A 22281-nucleotide genomic window follows, 5' to 3' on the forward strand; every position below is an offset into this window, starting at 1 on the left:
TCTCTCAGGCCTCAGCCTTCTCACGCACTTTTTCGGGCAGATAGTTACGCAGCATCTGCTCGATGACACGCGGATTCTGGCCCGCCTGGATCGCCAACAGCCCATCGATGATCAAGGCCTGGTTCAACGCTTCTTCGTCCTTGCGCACTTCAAGCTTGTCGGCGATTGGCAGCGAGATACAGGTGGCCAGCATGGCACCGTACAGCGTTGTCAGCAGTGCAACCGCCATGGCGGGACCAATCGACTTGGGATCGGACATGTTGGAGAGCATCTGTACCAGACCCACCAACGTACCGATCATGCCCATGGCCGGGCCCACATCACCAATCGCCTTGAATATCTTAGCGCCGAACTCATGGCGCTCGGTGGTCAGGTTGGCCTCCTTATGCAGCAGGGCCTTGACCACTTCAGGATCGTGCCCATCCACCAGCAGCTGGATACCGCGCTGCATGAAAGGCGTAGACACCTCCTTGTCTTCGAGGGACAGGAGACCGCCTTTGCGCGCCGCGTCAGCCAGTTCGACGGTCTCCGCGATGATCTCTTCAGGCGAAACCGACTTGTACATGAAGGCCTTGCCCGCCACCTTGCCTGCAGCGAGAAACTGGCCGAGCGTGAACTTGATCAACACCACCATCAAGCTGCCGCCCAATACAATCAGCAGAGAGGGCACGTTAAAGAAAATACCGACATCGCCACCCAAAACCATGGCGGCGATGATAATCCCCAATGCCCCGATCAATCCTACAAGTGTCGCCAGATCCACTAAATGACTCCTTAATCCCTGACTGATGGACCAGGTTTAAACAGATGTAGGCGATGATACCAGATTTGTTGTTCTGTACACGTACTGAACTCGGGTGTTATTTGGTCTAATAGGCCGGGCGGCGGTAAGCCTGAGCCTATATCGATTGACCCCCGGCGAGCAGTTGGTTAAGTTGACAGCCCTGTTAAACAATCCCCCGATCCGACTATGGCCCGCACTGCAAAGACTCCCGATTTTGAACACTCCCTGGCACAGCTTGAAGCGGTTGTGGAACGCATGGAGCAGGGCGACCTGCCGATCGAAGAGGCGCTGAAAGCCTTTGAAGAGGGCGTCAAGCTGACCCGCGAATGTCAGGGTATCCTTGACCAAACCGAACAGAAGGTTCAAATACTGATCGAGCAACAGGGCGAGTTGAAAGCACGCCCATTTAATGACGAGCAGGACAGCTGATCGTGGATCTGCAACAGGAGCTGAAACACTGGGCCACCCGTGTCGAGCACAATCTCGGCCTCTACCTGGTCCGCGAGACCTGTATTGAGCCCAGGCTGATCGACGCCATGCGCTATGCCCTGCTCAGCGGCGGCAAGCGCGTTCGCCCGGCACTGGTCTACATGAGCTGCAAGCTCTGTGGCGGTACTCCCGAACAGGCAGATAGAGCGGCCGCGGCGATTGAAGCGATCCACAGCTACTCCCTGGTGCATGATGATCTTCCGGCAATGGACGATGACGAGCTGCGCCGTGGCCGTCCCACCTGCCATATCGCTTTCGATGAGGCGACCGCCATACTGGCCGGCGATGCGCTGCAGTGCTTCGCCTTCGAACTGCTGAGCAATGCCGGTGCAGACATTGAACCCGGGCGCGCCCTGCAGTTGGTCAGCATTCTCGCCCGAGCCAGTGGTGCTCACGGCATGGTCATGGGGCAGGCGTTTGATCTTGCCCACGTTGGCGATCGCCTGACGCTGTCTCAACTTCAAGCGATGCACACATTCAAAACTGGCCGTCTGATCACCGCCTCCGTCATGTTGGGTGCCTCGGCGGCCGGATGTAACGACAGCGAACTGCTCAAGGCCCTGCAGCGCTACGGCGATGCCATCGGTCTGGCCTTTCAGGTCAAAGACGATCTGCTCGACATCGAAGGCGATACCGCAACACTGGGTAAGCCACAGGGTTCCGATCAGGCACAGAACAAGCCGACCTATCCGTCGCTGCTTGGCATCGACGGTGCCCGCAGCAAGCTCTCCCAGCTGCACGCTGAAGCGCTCGATGCCTTGAAGCCTTTTGGTATCGCGGCATCTGCACTGGCGAATCTGGCCCAATACATCGTAACGCGCGATCACTGATGCACAGTCAACTGCCGACCCAACGCCCCCAAACTCCGCTGCTGGACCGGATAGACTCCCCAGCGGACCTGCGCCAACTCAAGACCGAGCAGCTGCCCCTGCTTGCCGATGAGCTGCGCAGCTGGCTGCTGTACAGCGTCGGTGTTACCGGCGGGCATTTTGGCGCTGGCCTTGGCGTCGTCGAGTTGACGATTGCACTGCATTACCTGCTCGAGACGCCGAAGGATCATCTGATCTGGGATGTCGGCCATCAGAGCTATCCACACAAGATTCTGACCGGTCGTCGCGAACAGATGCTGAGTATGCGCCAGCGTGGTGGCCTCGCCCCCTTCCCGCGACGGGCCGAGAGTGTGTATGACAGCTTTGGCACCGGACACTCAAGCACCTCGATCAGCGCCGCACTCGGAATGGCGCTGGCAAGCGCTCTGCAAGGCGAAAAACGCAAGTCGGTTGCCGTAATTGGCGACGGTGCCATGACCGCAGGTATGGCGTTCGAAGCGCTCAGCCACGCAGCGCACACCCGCGCGGACATGCTGGTAATACTGAACGACAACGACATGTCGATCTCCCCCAATGAGGGCGGTTTGGCCACCTATATCGCCAACCACCTCAAACCAGGACTTGACGGCGCCACGACCGGCGCCCTGTTCGGCGCCCTGACCTTTGATTATCACGGGCCGGTCGACGGTCACGATTTCGATGCTCTGTTGCCGGCACTCGAACACGCCCTGAACAGCCCGGGACCCCAGTTCCTGCATCTTGTCACCCGCAAAGGAAAAGGCTTCGCACCGGCCGAGTCAGACCCTGTAGGCTTCCATGCGATCACCAAAATCGAACCTCTGGAGGCGCCGAAGAAAAGCGCCAAAGCGAAGTTCTGCAATATATTCGGCCGCTGGATATGCGACACCGCATCACGTGATGAGCGCCTGATCGGCATCACACCCGCCATGCGCGAAGGTTCCGATCTGATCGCATTCTCCGAACAATTTCCCGAGCGCTATTTCGACGTCGCCATCGCCGAACAGCACTCGGCCACACTGGCCGCCGGTTTTGCCTGCGCGGGCATGAAACCGGTATTGGCGATCTACTCTACCTTCCTGCAGCGCGCCTACGACCAACTGGTGCACGACATCGCCATTCAGGATCTGGATATCCTGCTGGCGGTAGACCGAGCCGGACTTGTCGGTGAGGACGGCGCCACTCACGCCGGACTCTTCGATATCGCCTTCATGCGCTGCCTGCCGGGCATGGTGATTATGACCCCCTCGGACGAGCAGGAGCTCTACCGGCTGCTTAAAACCGGATACGAACACCTGGGGCCTGCCGCCGTGCGTTATCCACGCGGTTCAGGCACGGCTGTCGAGATTGATCCCGCCCTTTCGGCGCTGCCACTTGGCAAGGCCGAAACCAAACGTACCGGCAAACGCGCAGCCATACTGAATTTCGGACCACTGCTGCCGCAGGCTCAGGCGGCTGCCGATGCCTTGAACCTGACACTGGTCGACATGCGGTTCGTCAAGCCGCTTGATACCGCGATGATCGAGCAGATGGCAGCCAGACATGAGTTGTTGGTCACGGTCGAAGACCATGCCATCTCCGGCGGGGCGGGTTCAGCGGTTGCCGAATATCTGGAGTTGAGAGCCGATCTCACGCCGCTGCTGCCGCTGGGCATACCCGACCGCTGGATCGAGCACGCCTCACGGACAGAGCAGCTTAAAGAGTGCGGACTGGATGCCGATGGCATCCGTGAAGCGATCGAGAAGCGACTGGGCCGTTAGCCCTCGTCGCCATCCCCCTGGAAATGCACTTCGGTCATCATGTGGCCGAGCTTGCCCATTTTGGTCTGCAGGTAGTGCTCGTTATGGCTGTTCTTGCCGACCTGTAGCGGCTCACGTCCGGCCACATTGATACCGTACTGCTCCAACGCCTTGACCTTGCGCGGGTTGTTGGTCATCAGGCGTAGCGAGCGTACACCGAGATGACGCAGCATAGGCAGGCACATGCTGTAGTCACGCATATCGGCAGCAAAGCCCAGACGTTCGTTGGCCTCGACTGTATCGGCGCCCTGATCCTGCAGATGGTAAGCGCGGATCTTGTTAAGCAGACCGATACCACGTCCCTCCTGACGCAGGTAGAGCAGCACCCCCCGCCCCTCTTCCGCGATTCGCTTCAGGGCCTCCTGCAACTGGAATCCACAGTCACAACGCAGACTGAACAGCGCATCGCCGGTCAGACACTCCGAGTGGATACGGCCAAGCACCGGTTCTTCGGTGTCGACATCACCAAATACGAGCGCCACGTGCTCCTTGCCGGTGGTTTTATCCTCAAACCCGACCATGGTAAACACCCCCCAAGGGGTCGGCAGTTTGGAATCGGCAACATACTGAACGGTCACACTATCTACCTCATCTTGGCGGCAACGGTTGTTCGAGCCACCCGCACCGCCTCGCTAGCGGAGCGACATTATAATTCATACCCGGTCCGGGGTTCTAAAAAGTTGTACCCTTAAACTATACGAGCAGGCGCAAACCCTGCAGGCACAGTGCGGCAAACACACCGGCGATCACATCGTCGAGCATGATGCCCAGTCCACCGTGTACGCGCTGGTCGGCCCATCGGATCGGCCAGGGCTTCAAAATATCGAAAATTCTGAACAACACGAACCCAACCAGTGCCCAGAGCGGCGTCACCGGTGCCGCGATCATCGTAATCCAGTAACCGACGAACTCATCCCAGACGATACCCCCGTGATCGTGAACGCCGATATCCTCGGAGGTGCGCTGGCATAACCAGCACCCCAAGGCAAAAGCAGCCAGTACCAGCGCCAGGTAGGTTATCAAGGGCAGTTGCGCCAGCAGATACCAAAGTGGCACAGCGGCCAGCGTGCCGAAGGTACCCGGCGCCCAAGGCGCCGCCCCGCTACCTAGCCCAAAGGCCAGAAAATGCACCGGATTGCGCCAGACCGACGACGGTACCCGATTCATGCTGTCTCTCCAAAGTGATCATAACCGGCGCGGTCCAGTTGAACGCTGACACCGTCTTCCTGCAATAGCACGTCATCCCCGGGCTGCATGTGACCGACACAGGTCAGCCTCACACCCCGCTCAGCGGCCAGCTGAAGACAAATCGTCAAGGCATCGGCAGGCGCGGTTAGACAAAGCTCAAAATCCTCACCGCCGCTGAGCGCCCACTGTCGAGCCCGATCTTCACCGACACTGGCAATGAGTTCATCCGACAAGGGGAGTAGTAATGGATCTACTGACGCACCGAGTCCACTGCTGCGAGCAATATGCCCGAGATCGGCCAGCAGGCCATCGGAGATGTCGATACCGCTGTTCGCGTAAGGCGCTAAAGCCTGTGCCAGTCCGATACGGGGTTCCGGACGATAGAAGCGGCGGCGTAGATAGGCATTGGAGGGCTGATCGGGCTCATCATCCAGCAACGTCTGCAGACCGCCTCGGCTGTCACCCAAGGTTCCGCTGACCAGAACCAGGTCGCCATCACGGGCGCCCGAGCGCTTAAGTGCCCTCTCCGGTGTCACCCATCCGTGAACCTGAACCGACAGCGTCAGCGGTCCACGGGTGGTATCGCCACCGACCAGCACGATATCAAGCTCGGCGGCACGCTCAGCCAAGGCACGGGAAAACAGATCCAGCCAATGCGGATCGGCCTCGGGCAACGTCAGGGCCAGGGTAAACCAGGCAGGACGCGCGGCCATCGCCGCCAGATCACTGACTGCAGCGCCAATCAGGCGCTGTGCCAGATAATCGGCACGCGTACCGGGCAGAAAGTGGGTGCCCTCCACCAGCGTATCGATCGACACGGCCAGTTGCTGACCATCTGTCGGTGCCCGCAACAGCGCACAGTCGTCACCGATGCCTAACGCTATATCCTCGCGTGACGGCCCGCCACTGGCGAAGTAACGCCGGATCAGTTCGAACTCACCCACTTCGATCAACCTCCGGCATCGACATTAACGTCGTGCCGACACCTCAGCTGCGCGGACCCTCTGGGCAACCTTGTCCAGCACGCCGTTGACGTAACGATGGCTATCGGTCGCGCCAAACACCTTGGCCAGTTCGACACTCTCGTTGATCGCCACCCTGTAGGGCACTTCCATCCGGTGCATCAGCTCAAAGCTGCCGATACGCAGTACGCTGACCTCAACCGGATCCAGCTCGTCGATAGTGCGATCCAGGTACGGAGAGAAGGTCAGATCCAGCTCGGAACGCGCCTCAACCACGCCGCGCAGCAGCTGGCTGAACAGCCGGACATCGACGCCGTTCATGTCGTTATTGACACGAAACTGGGCTTCGATTTCGTTCACGGGCTGACCGGCCATCTGCCACTGGTAGAGTGCCTGCAGCGCCAGCTGACGCGCACTGCGGCGCTGCTCGGTCAGCGACGGCTTGCGGTTTTTCTTCGGAGTCGGAGTGTCGCTCATGTTCAGACCTCAAGTTGGCGCAGAAGGCTGACCATCTCGATCGCCGAGAGTGCGGCTTCAGCTCCCTTGTTGCCTGCCTTGGTTCCGGAACGCTCTATCGCCTGTTCGATGCTGTTGACGGTCAGAATGCCGTTGGCCACCGGAATTCCATATTCCATGGAAACCTGCGCAACACCCTTGGAGCTCTCCGCAGAGACGTACTCGAAATGCGGCGTACCGCCACGGATCACAGCACCGAGGGCGATGATCGCATCGTCCTGCTTCTGTGCCGCAACACGCTGAGCTACCAGCGGTATCTCAAATGCACCCGGGCAGCGCACGACACGGACGTTTTCATCCTTTACGCCGTGACGCTTGAGCGCATCCAGCGCGCCTTCGAGCAGGCTTTCCACCACGAAGGAGTTGAAGCGACCGACGATGATCGCATATTTACCGTCGGCGCCGACGAAGTCGCCTTCATACACTTTTACTGACATGAGTAAGTCCTGTTCTACTGTTCGCAGGCAATATATTCCTCGACCTCGAGGTCAAAGCCCGAGATCGCGTTAAACTTCATCGGTGAGCTGAGCAGGCGCATCTTGCCGACACCCAGTTCACGCAGTATCTGTGACCCCGTACCCACCTGAAGATAGGCGCCGGATGCACTGACACGTACCTTGGAGCGCGCAGCGCTCTTGTCCGTCAGGCCCCGCACAGCGTCACCCAGATCGATGCGGCTGCCCGAATCGATCAGCAGGACCACGCCCTTGCCCTCTTCGGCAACCCGCTTGAGTGCACGGCGCATGGTCCACTTCTTCTCTTCGCCCGGCACGACACCCACCACATCACGCAGCACTTCGCCACGAATGTGGACACGTACCAGCGTTGGCTCTTCACGCTTGATGTCACCTTTGTACAGCGCCAGATGTGTGCAGTTCTGGATATCGTCACGGTAGACGGCATAGTTGAACTCGCCGTATTCGGTTTCCAGAACGCCCTGATCCTCGCGCTCGACGGTGTGTTCGTTCATTGCGCGGTAGTGAATAAGGTCGGCAATGGTGCCGATCTTCAAACCATGCTTGGCCGCGAACTTTTCCAGATCGGGGCGGCGCGCCATGGTGCCATCGTCATTCATCACTTCAACGATAACCGACGCCGGAGTCAGACCCGCCAGGCGAGCCAGATCGCAACCGGCCTCGGTATGACCGGCACGGCTCAGCACACCACCGGGCTGTGCCATCAGGGGGAAGATATGACCGGGCTGAACGATATCTTCGGGCTTGGCATCGCCACGTACCGCGGTACGTACGGTGTGCGCACGATCAGCCGCCGAGATACCGGTGGTAACCCCGGTCGCCGCTTCGATCGACAGGGTAAAGTTGGTCGAGAAAGCCGCGCCGTTACTCTGCACCATCAGCGGCAACTTGAGCTGCTCGCAGCGCTGACGGGTCAGCGTGAGACAGATCAAGCCACGGGCATTGGTGGCCATGAAGTTGATATCTTCCGGGCGAATCATCTCCGCGGCGATGATCAGGTCGCCTTCGTTCTCACGATCTTCGTCATCCATCAGGATCACCATCTTGCCCTGGCGGATATCCTCGATGATCTCTTCAGTGGTGTTCATCTGCATCTGTTTCTCTCCCATGGCTCAGCGGCGCATGAATCCGGCAGCAGCCAGCGTCTCCAGGGTCAGTCCGCTGCCGGCGTCACCCTGACCGGCCTCTGTGGCCGGCACCATCAGGCGCTCCAGATAGCGGGCGATGATGTCCACCTCAAGGTGAACCTCCTGCCCTGCACGATAAGTGTCAATAATGGTTTCCTGTGCCGTGTGCGGCACAATATTAAGTCCGAAACGATCGCCATCGAGACTGTTCACGGTCAGGCTGACGCCGTCGACGGTGATCGAACCCTTGGCCGCGATATAGCGCAACAGCGACTTGGGTGCCTGAATCCAGAGGCGCACGGATCGGGCGTCATCCTGACGATCCAGCACCTTGCCCAGCCCGTCCACATGTCCGGTCACGATGTGCCCGCCAAACCGACTGGTGGGCATCATCGCCTTCTCGAGATTGACCCGTTCGCCGACCTTCAAAGCGGTAAAGCGGCTGTGGGCCAGCGTTTCGCACGAGACATCGGCAACGAAGCCGTTTCCGGGTAACTCAACCGCCGTCAGGCAAACGCCGTTGGTCGCGATACTGTCGCCCAGCTCGACGTCGGACAGATCAAGCTCGCCGGTGCGCACGGTCAGGCGCATATCGCCATCAACCATGCGGATATCCGCGACCTCACCGATCGCTTCGATAATTCCTGTAAACATCAGCCTTGCACCTCTCCAGCCGATTCAAGCACACGCCAGTCCAGGCGCAGGTCAGCCCCCAGATGACGGATATCCGTCAGTTCCAGAGGAATCTGCTGCGCCATGCGCTGCAACGGCAGCTCCAGTAACGGACGCGCCTGACTGCCTAATAGTTTAGGTGCCATGTAGAGATTCAACTCATCCACCAACCCGGTCTCGACAAACGCCCCCGCCAGGGTAGCCCCACACTCGACGAGCAGTTCATTACACTGTTCGGACACGGCCAGATGCTCAAGCACGGCTCTGAGATCGACGCGGCCGGTACCGCTCTGACACACTACCTCGGCGCCAGCATGGCGCAGTGCATCGGCTTTATCCGCATCGGCGCTGCGGGTCACAATCAAGGTGCGCCCCGGCTGGTGCAGAATTTTGGCGCCAACCGGCAAACGCAGGTCACTGTCTAGCACCACGCGCAACGGCTGACGGACGACACTGTCCTCGGGCCAATCAAGCGCCAACTCCTGCGACCGCACCGTCAGCGACGAGTCATCGATCAGCACCGAGTCCACACCCGTGAGAATGGCTGAGCTGCGCGCGCGAAGGCGCTGGACATCACTGCGCGCCTCGGGGCCGGTTATCCACTGGGACTCACCGCTGGCCATGGCAGTACGGCCATCGACACTCATCGCCAGCTTCACCCTGACAAACGGCAGTCCCTGCTCCATGCGCTTGATAAAGCCCGGATTCAGGCCACGCGCTTCGCGCTCCATCAGACCACTGGCCACCTGGACACCCGCCTGACGCAAACGCTCAATGCCGCGACCGGCCACCGAGGGGTTTGGGTCCACCATGGCACACACCATGCGCGCAACACCGGCGCTGACTAAGGTATCGGCGCAGGGTGGCGTGCGCCCAAAATGGCTGCAGGGTTCAAGGGTGACATAGGCGGTCGCACCGCGGGCGTTGTCACCGGCTTCACGCAGTGCATTCACCTCGGCATGCCCCTCTCCGGCACGCACATGATACCCCTCGCCGACAATCTCTCCGTCGCGGACAAGCACACAGCCCACGCGGGGATTGGGATCGGTGGTAAAAAGGCCGCGGCGGGCAAGCACGATAGCCCGGCCCATAAACTGATGATCGAGACTGGTGAAACCGCTCATGATTCAGCCCCGACCATTGCTGCCGGGCGCGGCGTCCGAGTTTGCGGAGAGACGCTCGATCTCCTCCTTGAACTCGTTGATATCCTGAAAGCTTCGATAGACCGATGCAAAACGCACATAGGCGACCTGATCGAGTTTGCGCAGCTCGGCCATCACGATCTCGCCAACTTCACGGGATGGAAGTTCACGCTCGCCACTGGCACGCAGGGCCAGCTTGATACGGGTGACACAGGCTTCGACTGCTTCGACGCTGACGGGGCGCTTCTCCAATGCACGTTGAATGCCGCCGCGCAGTTTGGCCTCATCGAATGGCTGCCGGGTGCCGTCCGCCTTGATCACGCGGGGCATCACCAGTTCAGCCTCTTCAAAGGTGGTAAAGCGTTCGTGGCAGTTGACGCATTCACGGCGCCTACGCACCTGCTGCCCCTCAGCGACCAGTCGCGAGTCGACAACCTTGGTATCACTTGCGCCACAAAAAGGACAATGCATCCTCAGCCTCGAATAAAGAGCGTGGGGGATGCCATGGCACCACCCGAAAAAAAGAGCAGTCAACGTCCGCTTTCAGCGGCATCCTTGCAACAGCGGACTTGCGTACATCCTGTACATTAAAAAGGGCGGCTAAACGCCGCCCCGCTATTCTAGGGATGCACAGAATAACTTTCCAGCCTCCCTGCCCCTTGTTTACTTGTAAACAGGGAAGCGTGCGCAGATATCCTGCACCTTGGCCTTGACCGCCTCGATGGTGGCTTCGTTATTGATATCGTCGAGGATATCGCAGATCCAGCCAGCCAGCTCGGACACTTCGGCTTCTTTGAAACCGCGACGGGTAACCGCCGGAGTACCGATACGCAGACCGGAGGTCACGAACGGAGAACGCGGATCGTTCGGCACGGCGTTCTTGTTCACGGTGATGAAGGCACGGCCCAACGCCGCATCCGCATCCTTACCGGTGATATCCTTGCTGACCAGATCCACCAGGAACAGGTGGTCTTCGGTACCGCCGGATACGATATCGATGCCACGATCCAGGAACACCTTGACCATCGCCTTGGCATTCTTGACGACCTGAGCCTGATACTCTTTCCACTGAGGCTCCATAGCCTCTTTGAAGCAGACAGCCTTGGCCGCGATGATGTGCATTAGCGGGCCGCCCTGTGATTCAGGGAACACGGCGAAGTTCAGCTTCTTCTGCAGCTCTTCATCGGCACGGGCAGACAGGATCAGACCGCCACGAGGACCGCCCAGGGTTTTGTGGGTGGTGGTGGTTACAACGTCGGCATACTGCATCGGGGAGGGATACTGACCTGCAGCAACCAGACCTGCGATGTGGGCCATGTCGACAAACAGGAACGCACCGACCTTGTCGGCGATTTCGCGGAACTTGGCCCAATCAACGATACGGGAGTAGGCTGAGAAGCCGGCCACGATCATCTTCGGCTTGTGTTCAAGTGCCAGACGCTCAACTTCGGCGTAGTCGATCTCGCCGGTTTCCGGGTTCAGACCGTACTGAACAGCGTTGTAGATACGGCCAGAGAAGGACACAGTTGCACCGTGGGTCAGGTGACCACCGTGTGCCAGACTCATGCCCAGAACGGTATCGCCCGGCTTGCACAGCGCCATGTAAACAGCGGCGTTAGCCTGGGAACCCGAGTGCGGCTGGACGTTGGCATAGGTCGCGCCGAACAGTTCCTTGGCACGGTCGATCGCCAGATCTTCGACGATATCGACATACTCACAGCCACCGTAGTAACGCTTGCCGGGATAGCCTTCCGCATACTTGTTGGTCAGCGCAGAGCCCTGAGCTTCCATAACACGCGGACTGGTGTAGTTTTCGGATGCGATCAGCTCGATGTGCTCTTCCTGACGGGTCACTTCGGACTGCATGGCAGACCAGAGATCCGGATCGAAGCTGGCGATAGACATATCTTTGCTAAACATTACTGTCCCCTGATTGAGCAACGTCTTCGGCAGCGCGCAAAGGGCATATAAATGCCCTATTGAACTGATCTGCCGTGAAAAGGCGAGCATTATAGTCGAAAAAATAGCCGGTTGGCACTTGAAATGAGATCAGGCGGGCAGGAGGAAAATTCATGCGGCGAAGGCACTTCGCCGCATGAATCAAGAGGTCTATTCGATGTCGATCTTGACCCCTTCCGGTTCCTCTTTCACACGTTTTGGCAGGGTCAACGCCAATACACCGTCATTGAAGCTGGCTTTTACCGCAGCCGGATCAACATCGGCACCCACACTGAGCTGACGTAGGAACTGGCCGACATGGCGCTCCTGGCGGATCAGCTTGCCCTCTTTTTCCTCTTTCTCTTCACGGCGGGTTTCGGCCTTGATGCTCAAAATACCGTTTTCGAGGCTGATCTGGATATCCTCTTTCTTGACGCCCGGTAGGTCCACCGAGACCGAATACGCACCATCACTCTCATGCACATCTATGGCCGGCACCTTTTCGCCGTTCGCCCGAACGGCGAGCGGACGAAACAGGTCATCAAAGAATGTATCGTCAAACAGACTGCCGAAACGGGTCAGATTCTTGGCCATAAGATCACCCCCTATTTAGCTGTTGTTATCAGGTTATGCAGCTGGAGCATCGCGCCCCCCTGCACTATCCAACCTGAATATAGAAAGCGGCCCCTGCCTTCGCCAGCTCAGGGATTGACCGGGCGCAAATGGCTTTCACTTTTCCGTACGGGTAGAATTCGCCTATCCGTTTTATTTCACCGATTTCAAAACCAGAGGTTCGTCTGGATGGCCCAGTACGTTTACACCATGAACCGTGTCGGCAAGGTGGTCCCGCCGAAACGCGAAATTCTCAAAGATATCTCCCTCTCCTTCTTCCCCGGCGCCAAGATCGGCGTACTGGGTCTGAACGGCGCGGGTAAATCGACCCTGCTGCGCATCATGGCCGGTGTCGACAAGGACTACATCGGCGAAGCCCGCCCGATGCCGAACATGAAGGTCGGTTACCTGCCTCAGGAGCCGGAGCTCGACGAATCCAAGACCGTACGCGAGATCATCGAAGAGGCGGTTGCCGACGTCAAAAACGCGCTGACCGAGCTCGATCAGGTCTATGCCGCTTACGCCGACCCCGATGCCGATTTCGACGAACTGGCGAAAAAACAGGCGGAGCTGGAGAACCTGATCACCGCGAAGGATGGACATAACCTGGACACCGCCCTGGAGCGCGCAGCCGATGCCATGCGTCTGCCGCCCTGGGACGCAAAAGTCGAACACCTCTCCGGCGGTGAGCGCCGCCGTGTGGCACTGTGCCGCCTGCTGCTCGACCACCCGGACATGCTGCTGCTCGACGAGCCCACCAACCATCTGGATGCCGAATCGATCGCCTGGATCGAGCGCTTCCTGCAGGAGTATCCGGGCACCGTCGTCGCCATCACCCATGACCGTTACTTCCTCGACAACGCGGCAGGCTGGATTCTGGAACTCGACCGCGGCCGCGGCATCCCCTGGGAAGGCAACTACTCCAGCTGGCTGGAGCAGAAAGAGCAACGTCTTGAGCAGGAAGCCAAGCAGGAACAGGCTCACATCAAGGCGATGAAGTCCGAGCTGGAGTGGGTCCGCCAGGGCGCCAAGGGTCGCCAGACCAAGTCCAAGGCACGTCTGAAGGCGTTCGAAGAGATGAACTCTCGCGAGTTCCAGCAGCGCAACGAAACTCAGGAGATCTACATTCCGCCGGGCCCGCGCCTGGGTGACAAGGTGATCGAACTGAAAAATGTCACCAAGTCCTACGGTGACAAGCTGCTGTTCGAAAACCTGGACATCTCGATCCCCCCGGGTGCCATCGTCGGCATTATCGGTGCCAACGGTGCCGGTAAGTCGACGCTTTTCCGCATGATCACCGGCGAGGAGAAACCGGATTCCGGCGAGATCGAGATCGGCTCGACTGTACAGTTGGCCTACGTCAACCAGTCCCGCGAGCTCAATGGCGACAAGACGGTCTTTCAGGAGATCTCCGACGGACAGGACATCATCACTGTCGGCACCTACCAAACTCCGGCGCGCGCCTACTGTGGCCGCTTCAACTTCAAGGGTTCCGACCAGCAGAAGTTCGTCAAGGATCTATCCGGGGGTGAGCGCAACCGCCTGCATATGGCCAAGTTGCTGAAAGAGGGCGGCAACGTGTTGCTGCTCGACGAGCCGACCAACGATCTGGATATCGAAACACTGCGTGCGCTTGAGGAAGCACTGTTGGCATTCCCGGGCTGCGCGGTGGTGATCTCGCACGACCGCTGGTTCCTCGACCGCATCTGCACCCACATGATCGCCTATGAGGGCGAGTCACATGTGGAGTTTTTCCAGGGCAACTACACCGAGTACGCCGAAGACTATAAGCGTCGCTACGGCAAGGATCACCAGCCCGAGCGCATCAAGTACAAGCGCATGAGCTGATCCCGCTCACAGCCGGCGCACCTCAGGACTGGGGTAGCGCCGGTTCCCCCTCCGGCATGTCGGACGCCGACGACTCACCGTTCGATGCCCCCTCCCCCGACAATACGTAGCCATCCCGCCCGTTGGATTTGGTCAGGTACAGCGCCTCATCCGCACGACGCAGCAATTCAGAGGGTGACTCACCCGCACCGAGCGTGGCAACGCCGATACTGGTGGTAAAGCCAACCGTCTCTCCGCTGGGGATACGCACCTGCGTCTGTCGACAGGCATCGCAGACCTCTTGCGCAGCTTGGCAGGCCGCCTCACTGTCGGCACCGGGCAGAATGGTCAGAAACTCCTCACCACCAAAGCGGCCTGCAAGATCACGCTTACCCTTGGCTTGCTTGCGCAAAATTCTGGCGAACTGCTTGAGCACAATATCGCCAGCCGCATGACCATAGTTGTCGTTAAAGCCCTTGAACTTGTCGAGATCGAACAACAGAATCGAGATCGGCTCACGCCGCGCGGCGGCAAACTCCACATCGCCCTCCAGTTGATCCATAACCTGACGGCGGTTAGCCAGACCGGTCAGCGCATCACGGGTCGCCTGACGGTAAAGACCGAGCAACATCGACAACTGGTTGACCGAGGCCCAGCCAGCAATCGCCCCAAGCACCAGCAGCAGCCAAAGATCATTGATCTCGTCGATCATACCGACTCGATCGCTCCCAATTTGGGTCAGCAGTTCGACCAAAATCACCGACGCCGTCACCACACTGACCTCAACGATGGTCAGCGGAAAGATCGCCAGCATGCTTAGAATCATGAAGGGAAAAAACTGGTATCCGGCAACGGTATCGATGTAACCGGCATTGAGCAGCAGAAGATTACTCCAGGTCTGGAAGGCCGTCAGAATGGCCAGCAGCAGGAAGACCCGGAACAGGGAGATGCGCAGATCGTAGGGCCGCTGAAACCACAACAGCAGCACCAGCAGCGCACCGCCTGAGACCAGACGCCCCGACGCGATCGGGGCCTGCATCGCCTCGGGCAACAACAGCCGGTCGACCAGTATCCAGCCGACTTGCAGCACCGCGAGCAGTAGCGTCAGTAACCGCACTCGCTGAAAGATCAGGAAACTTCGCGTCTGATTGAAATAGCGGGTATGACGCGTCACCGACATTACATCAAGCATTGTTTGCCACATCCTCTCCGTATCCCTACGCAGGCCCATGAAAACGCAAGAGCCTAACGCTTTTCTGACCGATGAGGCATGATCCAGGCCATGCAAACGTTGATAAATCTTTCGCCCCTCAAGCCGAGTGTAATAACATGACCCAACCCCTGACGGATTTACGAGGAAAAATCGTGACAGCCACTCAAGACGAACGCCGCCGTTTCAGCCGTATCCGTTTTGACGCCGGGTGCGAACTGCATACCGATGCGGGGCCTGTGGAGGTACAGCTGGTCGACATTTCCCTGCGCGGCGCGCTGATCGAATCCACACAGCCTCTGGCGCTTGGCCTCGACGGCAAAGCCGAGCTGCATATCTATCTGGCCAGCGACATCCTTATCCGGATGCCGGGCTCGGTAACGCACCTCAGCGGAACCCAGTACGGCTTCCGCGCAGGCGACATGGATATTGAGAGCATCAGCCATCTGCGCCGGCTGGTGGAACTCAACCTCGGTGACGAGGCGATGCTTGAGCGTGAACTGGAAGCGCTTTTCCCGCCCAACACCTGAAATCAGATCGCATCCAGAGCATCGGAGATGCTTATCCACAACCTCCAACCCGCCAAGCCATCAGAACCTGCCCATTAGGCCAGCCTCTGAAACTGAACATCTGCGCTGTTGCTCAGCAGGGAGGCTGGCAAGCGTTTTTCTGCCGCGCATCGGTTGGCGTCAGCCCAAAGTGCCGGCGGAATACCCTTGCGAAATGGGCCTGACTGGAAAATCCACACTGGTAAGCCACGTCGGCAATACCATATCCATGACGGCTAGGATGCGTTAACAGATTCCACGCCAGCTGCAAACGCTGCTCCAGAAGGTACTGATGCGGTGTTAATTCCTCTTCAGAAAACAGGCGGTTCAGATGGCGGCCGGAAATTCCCAATGCAGCAGCCACCTCTTCGACTCTCAGGTCAGGTCTGCTCAAATGCTCATCCATGTACTGCTTGGCCATCAGCCGATGATGCAAAGCGACGGATGACCCGTCGCTCGTTGACTCCTGCCTCCCCAACATGGCTTCAATCAGCCGCCAAGCTTTACGCTGGAATGCTTCAGCCTCATCGGCATCCGGCGCCTGCATGAAAAGAATGACCTGGCGACACAAGTTGCGAATCAACAACTTGACCAAACGGTCTTCTGTATCAATACGTAGCGGTCTATCAAGGTCGCGCTGGCAACGCTGCCGAAATTTTTCAAAAGGAATATCGATGGTGAGTTGGCTCATCTGATTGGTAAAGCCCACCAGATAGGGTTTGTCGGTGCGATAGAGCAAAGCATACTGGTCATCGAGCATCGCGCAGTCCTTGCCCTGATAGAAAAAGGCATTTTTGCCCATGCCGATCGAGACCAGAACTGACTCCTTCGGCACAGCACGAACGAGTGCCTGATCCCGTTCAACCACATGGCCATTACCTTCTATCCAGCTCACTTTCATGTCGTCCATGTGCAGGCTTTGCTGCGTTGCGGACAGTCCCTCTGGCACGTAAGAAGAGCTGCGGATACCAACAAAGTGATTTGCATTGAACTGGTCCCAGTACTGGAGTCTCTGCTCTGGGGCCACATTCATAGTAGAGGCTTTCTGGACGGTGAGAGTCGTTGAGTGATTCATTGTTATTAATCTCCGAAGCCAGCCTGGCTGGCTATCGCTACGTCTCTATTCACTTTACGTCTGCTGTCAATTAACCGCAAAAGCTTGATCCACGTCAATGATCAGAGCGGAGTACTGGCTTCATTTACGTCAGCCGTGTCCGAAAACCGCAAACATCACGTCTGATTTCCACAAACCGGCAACTTTGCCTCGCCCTAGACTGGCCGTTCCAATAACAACAACCTCGAAGGTACTGATATGCCAGAGCTCGCCACATCGGAATTCTGGAAAGACATCCCGGCCATTCCCAACTGCTTCAAACCGGACGCCAAGCCGGAAGTGTATATACCCAACGCGCCCATCGACGATCCGAAGTATTACGTGCCGTTCACGGAAACCGTTTTTTCCCGACCTCTGTGGATCTCACCCACCGAAAATCGCTGGTGCGACATCCTGATGGCCAGCAGCGCCGGTTTGGTCAACCGCCACTACCATCCCCATGAAGTGTTTGCTTTCACCATCTCAGGCAAATGGGGCTACCTCGAGCACGACTGGACCGCCACCGCCGGCGACTTCGTCTATGAAACGCCGGGAGAGGGCCACACCCTGGTTGCCTATGAACACGAAGATCCCATGCGCGCCTTTTTTATCGTCAAAGGCCCGCTGATCTGGCTCGACGATAAGGGCGAACCAGAAGGTTACTTCGATGTTCACGATTACATCGCCATGTGCCGCGAGCACTACGCGAAAGTTGGCATTGGCGCCGACTACGTGGATACCCTGTTCCGCTAGTCACCGTCCATTTCATCCCTTACGCGCACCGCGCGCTGTATTCGGCTGCGTGCGGTCTGGAGAACACCATGGTGAATAACAATAAATACTCCAATTACGAGAATATTCTGCTCAGCGTTCTGTTTCTGACCTTCGGGTTCGTATTTTTTGACCGACTGGCGCTGTCCTTTCTGTTCCCCTTCATGGCGGACGAACTGCATCTCAGCAACAGCCACTTGGGGTTGTTGTCATCAGTTCTAGCACTGGCCTGGGCATTGTCGGGCGCTCTGGTTGGGGCCTGGTCGGATCGTATCGGCAAGCGCAAACCTCTGTTGGTAATAGCCGTAATACTGTTTTCGCTGTGCTCGGCACTATCGGGCATGGTCACTGGCTTTATCAGCCTGCTGGCGTTCCGTGCCGTGATGGGACTGGCCGAAGGGCCTATTTTGCCGATCTCCCAGTCGCTGATGGTGGAGTCGTCATCGCCGCATCGTCGCGGCCTGAACATGGGTCTGTTGCAGGGGTCGGCCGCTGGCTTGCTGGGTGCGGTGATCGGGCCTCCGGTGATGATCGCCATGGCCGAGGCCTGGGGCTGGCGCCAGGCCTTTATCCTGTCCCTGATACCTGGCCTCATCATCGCCTTCCTGATCTGGAAGTACGTTAAACCGGATGCTGACAGCCGCACGCAGACAGCCGCGCACCATGATAAGCAGGACGCACCCAGGCCACGTGGCATCAAAGCCTACGCGGGGCTGCTGTCCAACCGCAATATTTTGCTGTGTACCCTGATCAGCTGCTTCTATCTGACCTGGTTCGTAGTACTGATCTCTTTCACGCCGACATTCCTGGTCAATGTTCGCGGTTTCGAACCCAGCACTATGGGCACCATCATGAGCTGTCTGGGGGTAGCCTGGGTAATCTGGGGCTTCGTTGTGCCTGGCGTGTCAGACCGACTGGGTCGCAAGCCTACACTGGTGATATTCACCTTGCTGGCGGCCTGTTGCCCAATGGTACTGCTGTATACCGAAACGCCTCTGATGATGGGCGTGCTGGTGATTCTGACCTACACCGGCCTGGGTTGCTTCACCCTGTTTATGGCCTCGATACCAGCTGAAACCGTCTCGCGCGGGCAGATTGCCACCGCCCTGGGTCTGATCATGGGCATCGGCGAACTGGTGGGTGGCTTTGGTTCACCCACGCTGGCCGGCTTTGCAGCGGATCAATACGGCCTGCAGATCGTCATGTTCGTCAGCAGTGGTGCTGCCATTGTCGCCTCACTGTTGTCCCTGATGCTGAAGGAAACCGCCCCTGCAGTACTTGCGCGACGCAACCTGGCGGTTTCCCAGCCATCAGCCTGACGTGTATCTGAGAAGGAGAACCCATGAAAGTATTACGCTGGTACGGCGCTCAGGACATTCGTCTCAGTGATGTTCCAAACGCCGTCCATAAGGACAACGAAGTGCTGGTGCAGGTTGCCTACTGCGGTATTTGCGGCAGCGACCTGCACGAATATCAGGATGGACCTCACGCAATTCCATGTGGGGCCATGCACCCGGTATCGGGACATCAGGCACCGCTGACTCTCGGCCACGAATTCTGTGGCCAGGTGGTGGCGGTCGGCGACCAGGTCAGTACTGTCAAGGTCGGCGACCGGGTGGCGATTGAGCCGGAGTACCGCTGTCAGACGTGTCGCTACTGCAAGTCCGGCGATTACAACCTATGCGAGTCGATGGGCTTCATCGGTCTGATGGGTGACGGCGGTATGGCGGAGCAGGTGGCCGTTCCGGAGTATATGCTGCACCGGCTGCCAGACACTGTTTCCTATCGTCAGGCTGCAGTGCTGGAACCGTCTGCCGTGGCCGAGCATGCGCTCAATCGCAGTGCGCTCAAACCCGGCAGTCGCTGTCTGGTGATCGGCCTTGGCCCGATCGGGCTACTGCTGATCATGCTGGCGCGGCTACGCGGCATTACCGACATCTGTGCTGTCGACATCAGTCCAGAGCGACTGCATAAAGCTCAGCAGCTTGGTGCCCAACACACACTGGACGGGCGTCAACCCGACCTGCTAATGCAACTTCAGCAACTGTCGGACGGGGGCTACGACAGCGTATTTGAAGCCGCGGGTAGCCAGACCACCTTCACCACAGCGCTGCAGGCAGCCAAAAAAGGCGGCGAGGTATTACTGGTCGGGTTGATGGGCGACATCAGTCTGGATGCCTTTGATCTGGTCAACCGTGAGGTACGCCTACAAACCTCGGTCGGCTACCGCAATGTCTATCCGACACTCATAAGCCACATTGCCGAAGGCGCATTTGACCCGTCGGTGATCGTGACGCGCACCGTTGGTCTGGAAAACGCGCTGAGCGCAGGCTTTGATGCCCTGCTTTCCAGCAAGGAGCAGATCAAGGTTCTGATTAATCCCAATCCATCCCTCAACGAACAGGAGCACCAATTTCATGTCTGATAACCCAGTGTTTGCTGCCGGTCTGAATCCCAATAGCGAACACGCCCCCAGTCACCAGAATATCGAGTTGCTCGACTCGACGTGACCGATACCAACGCTCTGCAGTCCAGCATTGGTGCCGCCGACGGTTTGGCGGTCCTGATAAACTGTGCCGGTATCAGCCGTGATCGAGATGAGTATCAGCTCAACCAGTTCAACAAGGTACTGTCGGTTAACCTGCGCGCGGCCATGGTTGCCAGTGTCGCGCTCTTCCTGAGCAGCCCAGCCGCTGGATTTATCACCGGTGTCATCTTACCGGTCGATGGCGGGTACCTCTGTAACGGCGCCTGAGAAAAATCCAGTACCTTGCAAGCATGGCTCCGAGCTGGAAGCGATGCTGGACAAATTAGTCCATCGCTTCCGGCCGATTATTACCTCAGATCGCATCCAGAGCATCGGAGAGCTTATCCACAGCCACCACCTCGATGCCGTCGATGCGCTCCTTCGGCACATTGGCGCGCGGCACAATGGCGCGCCGGAAACCATGCTTGGCCGCCTCGCGGATACGCTCCTGACCGTTGGGCACAGGCCGTATCTCGCCTGACAACCCGACCTCTCCAAACACCATCAGATCATGCCCAAGCGGACGGTCACGGAAACTCGAAACCACCGCCAGCAGAAGCGCCAGATCGGCACTGGTTTCCAGCACTTTGACGCCGCCAACCACATTGACGAATACATCCTGATCGCCGGTCATCAAACCGCCATGCCGGTTCAATACCGCCAGCAACATCGCCAGCCTGTTGGCCTCCAGCCCGACCGCCACACGGCGCGGATTGGACAGATGAGATGTGTCCACCAGCGCCTGCAGCTCCACCAGCAGCGGGCGCGTACCCTCCCAGACCACCATGACGACCGATCCGGCACTGGGCTCCTGCCCCCGGCTCAGAAAAATTGAACTGGGGTTTTTGACCTCTTTCAGACCGCTTTCCAGCATGGCGAAAACGCCCAGCTCGTTGACCGCACCAAAGCGGTTCTTATGGCTGCGCAGGGTGCGAAAACGGCTGTCCGAGGAGCCCTCAAGCTGCAGCGAACAGTCGATCATATGCTCGAGCACCTTGGGACCGGCCAAGGTGCCATCCTTGGTGACATGGCCGACCAGGAACAGCACCGTACCGGTCTGCTTGGCATAGCGAATGAGGAAAGCCGCACTCTCGCGCACCTGAGACACAGATCCTGGTGCCGACTGCACGTCGGAGACATGCATCACCTGAATCGAGTCGATTACCAGTATTTTCGGCTTGAGCTGATCCGCAACATCGCAGATCGTCTCTACCGAGGTTTCCGACAGCATCTTCAACTGATCCGCTTTCAGCCCCAGACGGGCCGCGCGCATCGCCACCTGCTGCAACGACTCCTCACCAGTGACATAAAGCGCAGGCATCTGGGCCGCCAGATAACAGGTGGTCTGCAACAGCAGCGTACTCTTGCCGGCACCCGGGTGACCGCCGATCAGCACCGCCGACCCCGGCACCAGTCCGCCACCCAACACACGATCCAACTCACCGACACTGGTCGGTATACGCGGCATCTCTTCGAGGTTGACGTCGCTGAGGCTGACCAACCGGTCTTTACCGGCACCCCCTGCGTAGCCCTCGAACCGGGCACTGCGCACACCTGCCTGAGCGCCGCCCGCCGGGGCCTGCGCAATGCGTACCTCGGTAATGGTGTTCCACGCCCGACAGGCGGTGCACTGTCCCTGCCACTTGCTATAGTCGGCGCCGCAGTCATTGCAGACGTAGGCGGTCTTTGCCTTGGCCATATCCACTCCTCTATCGATCCGCGAATTTTACCCAAATCCGCAGACAGAAACCC

The 22281-nt window shown here is 58.5% G+C and carries 24 protein-coding genes; 9 read left to right on the forward strand and 15 right to left on the reverse strand.

Annotated elements, in window-relative coordinates; all coding sequences use genetic code 11:
- Positions 1-4 precede the first annotated feature (4 nt).
- Positions 5-763, reverse strand: coding sequence for a flagellar motor protein PomA (gene pomA, locus ADIMK_RS03680; protein ID WP_036183757.1), 759 nt, complete (start codon positions 761-763; stop codon positions 5-7).
- 207 nt (positions 764-970) lie between these two features.
- Here pomA and ADIMK_RS03685 point away from each other — a divergent pair, with 207 nt between their 5' ends.
- The 3 genes from ADIMK_RS03685 to dxs are packed head-to-tail and all read left to right on the forward strand — an operon-like array spanning position 971 to position 3881.
- Entirely contained in the window at positions 971-1213 is a 243-nt protein-coding gene (locus ADIMK_RS03685; RefSeq protein WP_036183760.1) for an exodeoxyribonuclease VII small subunit, read from the forward strand.
- Between the two features lie 2 nt (positions 1214-1215).
- Positions 1216-2103 (forward strand): polyprenyl synthetase family protein, encoded by an 888-nt coding sequence (locus tag ADIMK_RS03690; RefSeq protein WP_036183764.1) that lies wholly within the window; start codon positions 1216-1218, stop codon positions 2101-2103.
- Positions 2103-3881, forward strand: coding sequence for a 1-deoxy-D-xylulose-5-phosphate synthase (gene dxs / locus ADIMK_RS03695; RefSeq protein WP_036183767.1), 1779 nt, complete (start codon positions 2103-2105; stop codon positions 3879-3881). Before ADIMK_RS03690 ends, dxs begins: the two co-directional genes overlap by 1 nt.
- Here dxs and ribA read toward each other — a convergent pair.
- The 11 genes from ribA to ADIMK_RS03750 all read right to left on the reverse strand — a co-directional run bounded on the left by ribA (position 3878) and on the right by ADIMK_RS03750 (position 12535).
- Positions 3878-4498 carry a GTP cyclohydrolase II gene (ribA, locus tag ADIMK_RS03700; RefSeq protein ID WP_036183770.1) on the reverse strand — a complete coding sequence of 207 codons (621 nt, stop codon included), beginning with the start codon at positions 4496-4498 and terminating at the stop codon, positions 3878-3880. The two genes, dxs and ribA, sit on opposite strands and share 4 nt — an antisense overlap.
- 115 nt (positions 4499-4613) lie before the next feature.
- Positions 4614-5087 (reverse strand): phosphatidylglycerophosphatase A family protein, encoded by a 474-nt coding sequence (locus tag ADIMK_RS03705; protein ID WP_036183773.1) that lies wholly within the window; start codon positions 5085-5087, stop codon positions 4614-4616.
- On the reverse strand, positions 5084-6052 hold the full coding sequence (gene thiL, locus ADIMK_RS03710) for a thiamine-phosphate kinase (protein WP_081849643.1): 969 nt from the start codon (positions 6050-6052) through the stop codon (positions 5084-5086). The genes ADIMK_RS03705 and thiL overlap by 4 nt, the downstream gene beginning before the upstream one ends.
- A 24-nt stretch (positions 6053-6076) precedes the next feature.
- A complete protein-coding gene (gene nusB, locus ADIMK_RS03715) occupies positions 6077-6547 on the reverse strand; it encodes a transcription antitermination factor NusB (RefSeq protein WP_036183776.1) in 471 nt (156 codons plus the stop codon).
- Positions 6548-6549: 2 nt separating this feature from the next.
- Entirely contained in the window at positions 6550-7023 is a 474-nt protein-coding gene (gene ribH / locus ADIMK_RS03720) for a 6,7-dimethyl-8-ribityllumazine synthase (protein ID WP_036183780.1), read from the reverse strand.
- 14 nt (positions 7024-7037) lie between these two features.
- Positions 7038-8156: a bifunctional 3,4-dihydroxy-2-butanone-4-phosphate synthase/GTP cyclohydrolase II gene (gene ribBA, locus ADIMK_RS03725; protein WP_036183783.1), complete on the reverse strand. Its 1119-nt coding sequence runs from the start codon at positions 8154-8156 to the stop codon at positions 7038-7040.
- Positions 8157-8174: 18 nt separating this feature from the next.
- Complete coding sequence (locus tag ADIMK_RS03730; RefSeq protein ID WP_036183786.1) at positions 8175-8843, reverse strand: riboflavin synthase; 669 nt, start codon at positions 8841-8843, stop codon at positions 8175-8177.
- Positions 8843-9985 carry a bifunctional diaminohydroxyphosphoribosylaminopyrimidine deaminase/5-amino-6-(5-phosphoribosylamino)uracil reductase RibD gene (ribD, locus tag ADIMK_RS03735; RefSeq protein ID WP_036183789.1) on the reverse strand — a complete coding sequence of 381 codons (1143 nt, stop codon included), beginning with the start codon at positions 9983-9985 and terminating at the stop codon, positions 8843-8845. The genes ADIMK_RS03730 and ribD overlap by 1 nt, the downstream gene beginning before the upstream one ends.
- 3 nt (positions 9986-9988) lie before the next feature.
- Positions 9989-10474 carry a transcriptional regulator NrdR gene (gene nrdR, locus ADIMK_RS03740; RefSeq protein WP_036183792.1) on the reverse strand — a complete coding sequence of 162 codons (486 nt, stop codon included), beginning with the start codon at positions 10472-10474 and terminating at the stop codon, positions 9989-9991.
- 192 nt (positions 10475-10666) lie between these two features.
- Complete coding sequence (gene glyA / locus ADIMK_RS03745; protein WP_036183795.1) at positions 10667-11923, reverse strand: serine hydroxymethyltransferase; 1257 nt, start codon at positions 11921-11923, stop codon at positions 10667-10669.
- Between the two features lie 189 nt (positions 11924-12112).
- Positions 12113-12535: an Hsp20 family protein gene (locus ADIMK_RS03750; protein ID WP_051692413.1), complete on the reverse strand. Its 423-nt coding sequence runs from the start codon at positions 12533-12535 to the stop codon at positions 12113-12115.
- Between the two features lie 207 nt (positions 12536-12742).
- Here ADIMK_RS03750 and ettA point away from each other — a divergent pair, with 207 nt between their 5' ends.
- Positions 12743-14401 (forward strand): energy-dependent translational throttle protein EttA, encoded by a 1659-nt coding sequence (gene ettA / locus ADIMK_RS03755; protein ID WP_036183798.1) that lies wholly within the window; start codon positions 12743-12745, stop codon positions 14399-14401.
- Positions 14402-14423: 22 nt separating this feature from the next.
- Here the strand turns inward: ettA and ADIMK_RS03760 are convergent, their stop codons facing one another.
- Positions 14424-15572 carry a GGDEF domain-containing protein gene (locus tag ADIMK_RS03760; protein ID WP_231516994.1) on the reverse strand — a complete coding sequence of 383 codons (1149 nt, stop codon included), beginning with the start codon at positions 15570-15572 and terminating at the stop codon, positions 14424-14426.
- Positions 15573-15745: 173 nt separating this feature from the next.
- On the opposite strand from ADIMK_RS03760, the gene ADIMK_RS03765 reads away from it, so the two are divergent.
- Positions 15746-16120: a PilZ domain-containing protein gene (locus tag ADIMK_RS03765; RefSeq protein WP_036183800.1), complete on the forward strand. Its 375-nt coding sequence runs from the start codon at positions 15746-15748 to the stop codon at positions 16118-16120.
- Between the two features lie 112 nt (positions 16121-16232).
- On the opposite strand, the gene ADIMK_RS03770 is transcribed toward ADIMK_RS03765, so the two are convergent.
- Positions 16233-17213, reverse strand: coding sequence for a helix-turn-helix domain-containing protein (locus tag ADIMK_RS03770; RefSeq protein WP_036183803.1), 981 nt, complete (start codon positions 17211-17213; stop codon positions 16233-16235).
- Between the two features lie 237 nt (positions 17214-17450).
- Between ADIMK_RS03770 and ADIMK_RS03775 the strand changes: the two genes are divergently transcribed.
- The 4 genes from ADIMK_RS03775 to ADIMK_RS03790 all read left to right on the forward strand — a co-directional run bounded on the left by ADIMK_RS03775 (position 17451) and on the right by ADIMK_RS03790 (position 20757).
- Positions 17451-17984 (forward strand): 2,4'-dihydroxyacetophenone dioxygenase family protein, encoded by a 534-nt coding sequence (locus ADIMK_RS03775; RefSeq protein WP_036183806.1) that lies wholly within the window; start codon positions 17451-17453, stop codon positions 17982-17984.
- A 68-nt stretch (positions 17985-18052) separates the two neighbouring features.
- Complete coding sequence (locus ADIMK_RS03780) at positions 18053-19321, forward strand: MFS transporter (protein ID WP_036183809.1); 1269 nt, start codon at positions 18053-18055, stop codon at positions 19319-19321.
- A gap of 23 nt (positions 19322-19344) precedes the next feature.
- Positions 19345-20427, forward strand: coding sequence for a 2,3-butanediol dehydrogenase (locus tag ADIMK_RS03785; protein WP_036183812.1), 1083 nt, complete (start codon positions 19345-19347; stop codon positions 20425-20427).
- Positions 20428-20508: 81 nt separating this feature from the next.
- Positions 20509-20757: a hypothetical protein gene (locus tag ADIMK_RS03790; protein WP_051692420.1), complete on the forward strand. Its 249-nt coding sequence runs from the start codon at positions 20509-20511 to the stop codon at positions 20755-20757.
- A gap of 85 nt (positions 20758-20842) precedes the next feature.
- On the opposite strand, the gene radA is transcribed toward ADIMK_RS03790, so the two are convergent.
- Positions 20843-22228, reverse strand: coding sequence for a DNA repair protein RadA (gene radA, locus ADIMK_RS03795; protein ID WP_036183815.1), 1386 nt, complete (start codon positions 22226-22228; stop codon positions 20843-20845).
- Between the last annotated feature and the right edge of the window lie 53 nt (positions 22229-22281).

The organism is Marinobacterium lacunae, assembly GCF_000705555.1.
In the GTDB taxonomy this organism is placed as follows: domain Bacteria; phylum Pseudomonadota; class Gammaproteobacteria; order Pseudomonadales; family Balneatricaceae; genus Marinobacterium_D; species Marinobacterium_D lacunae.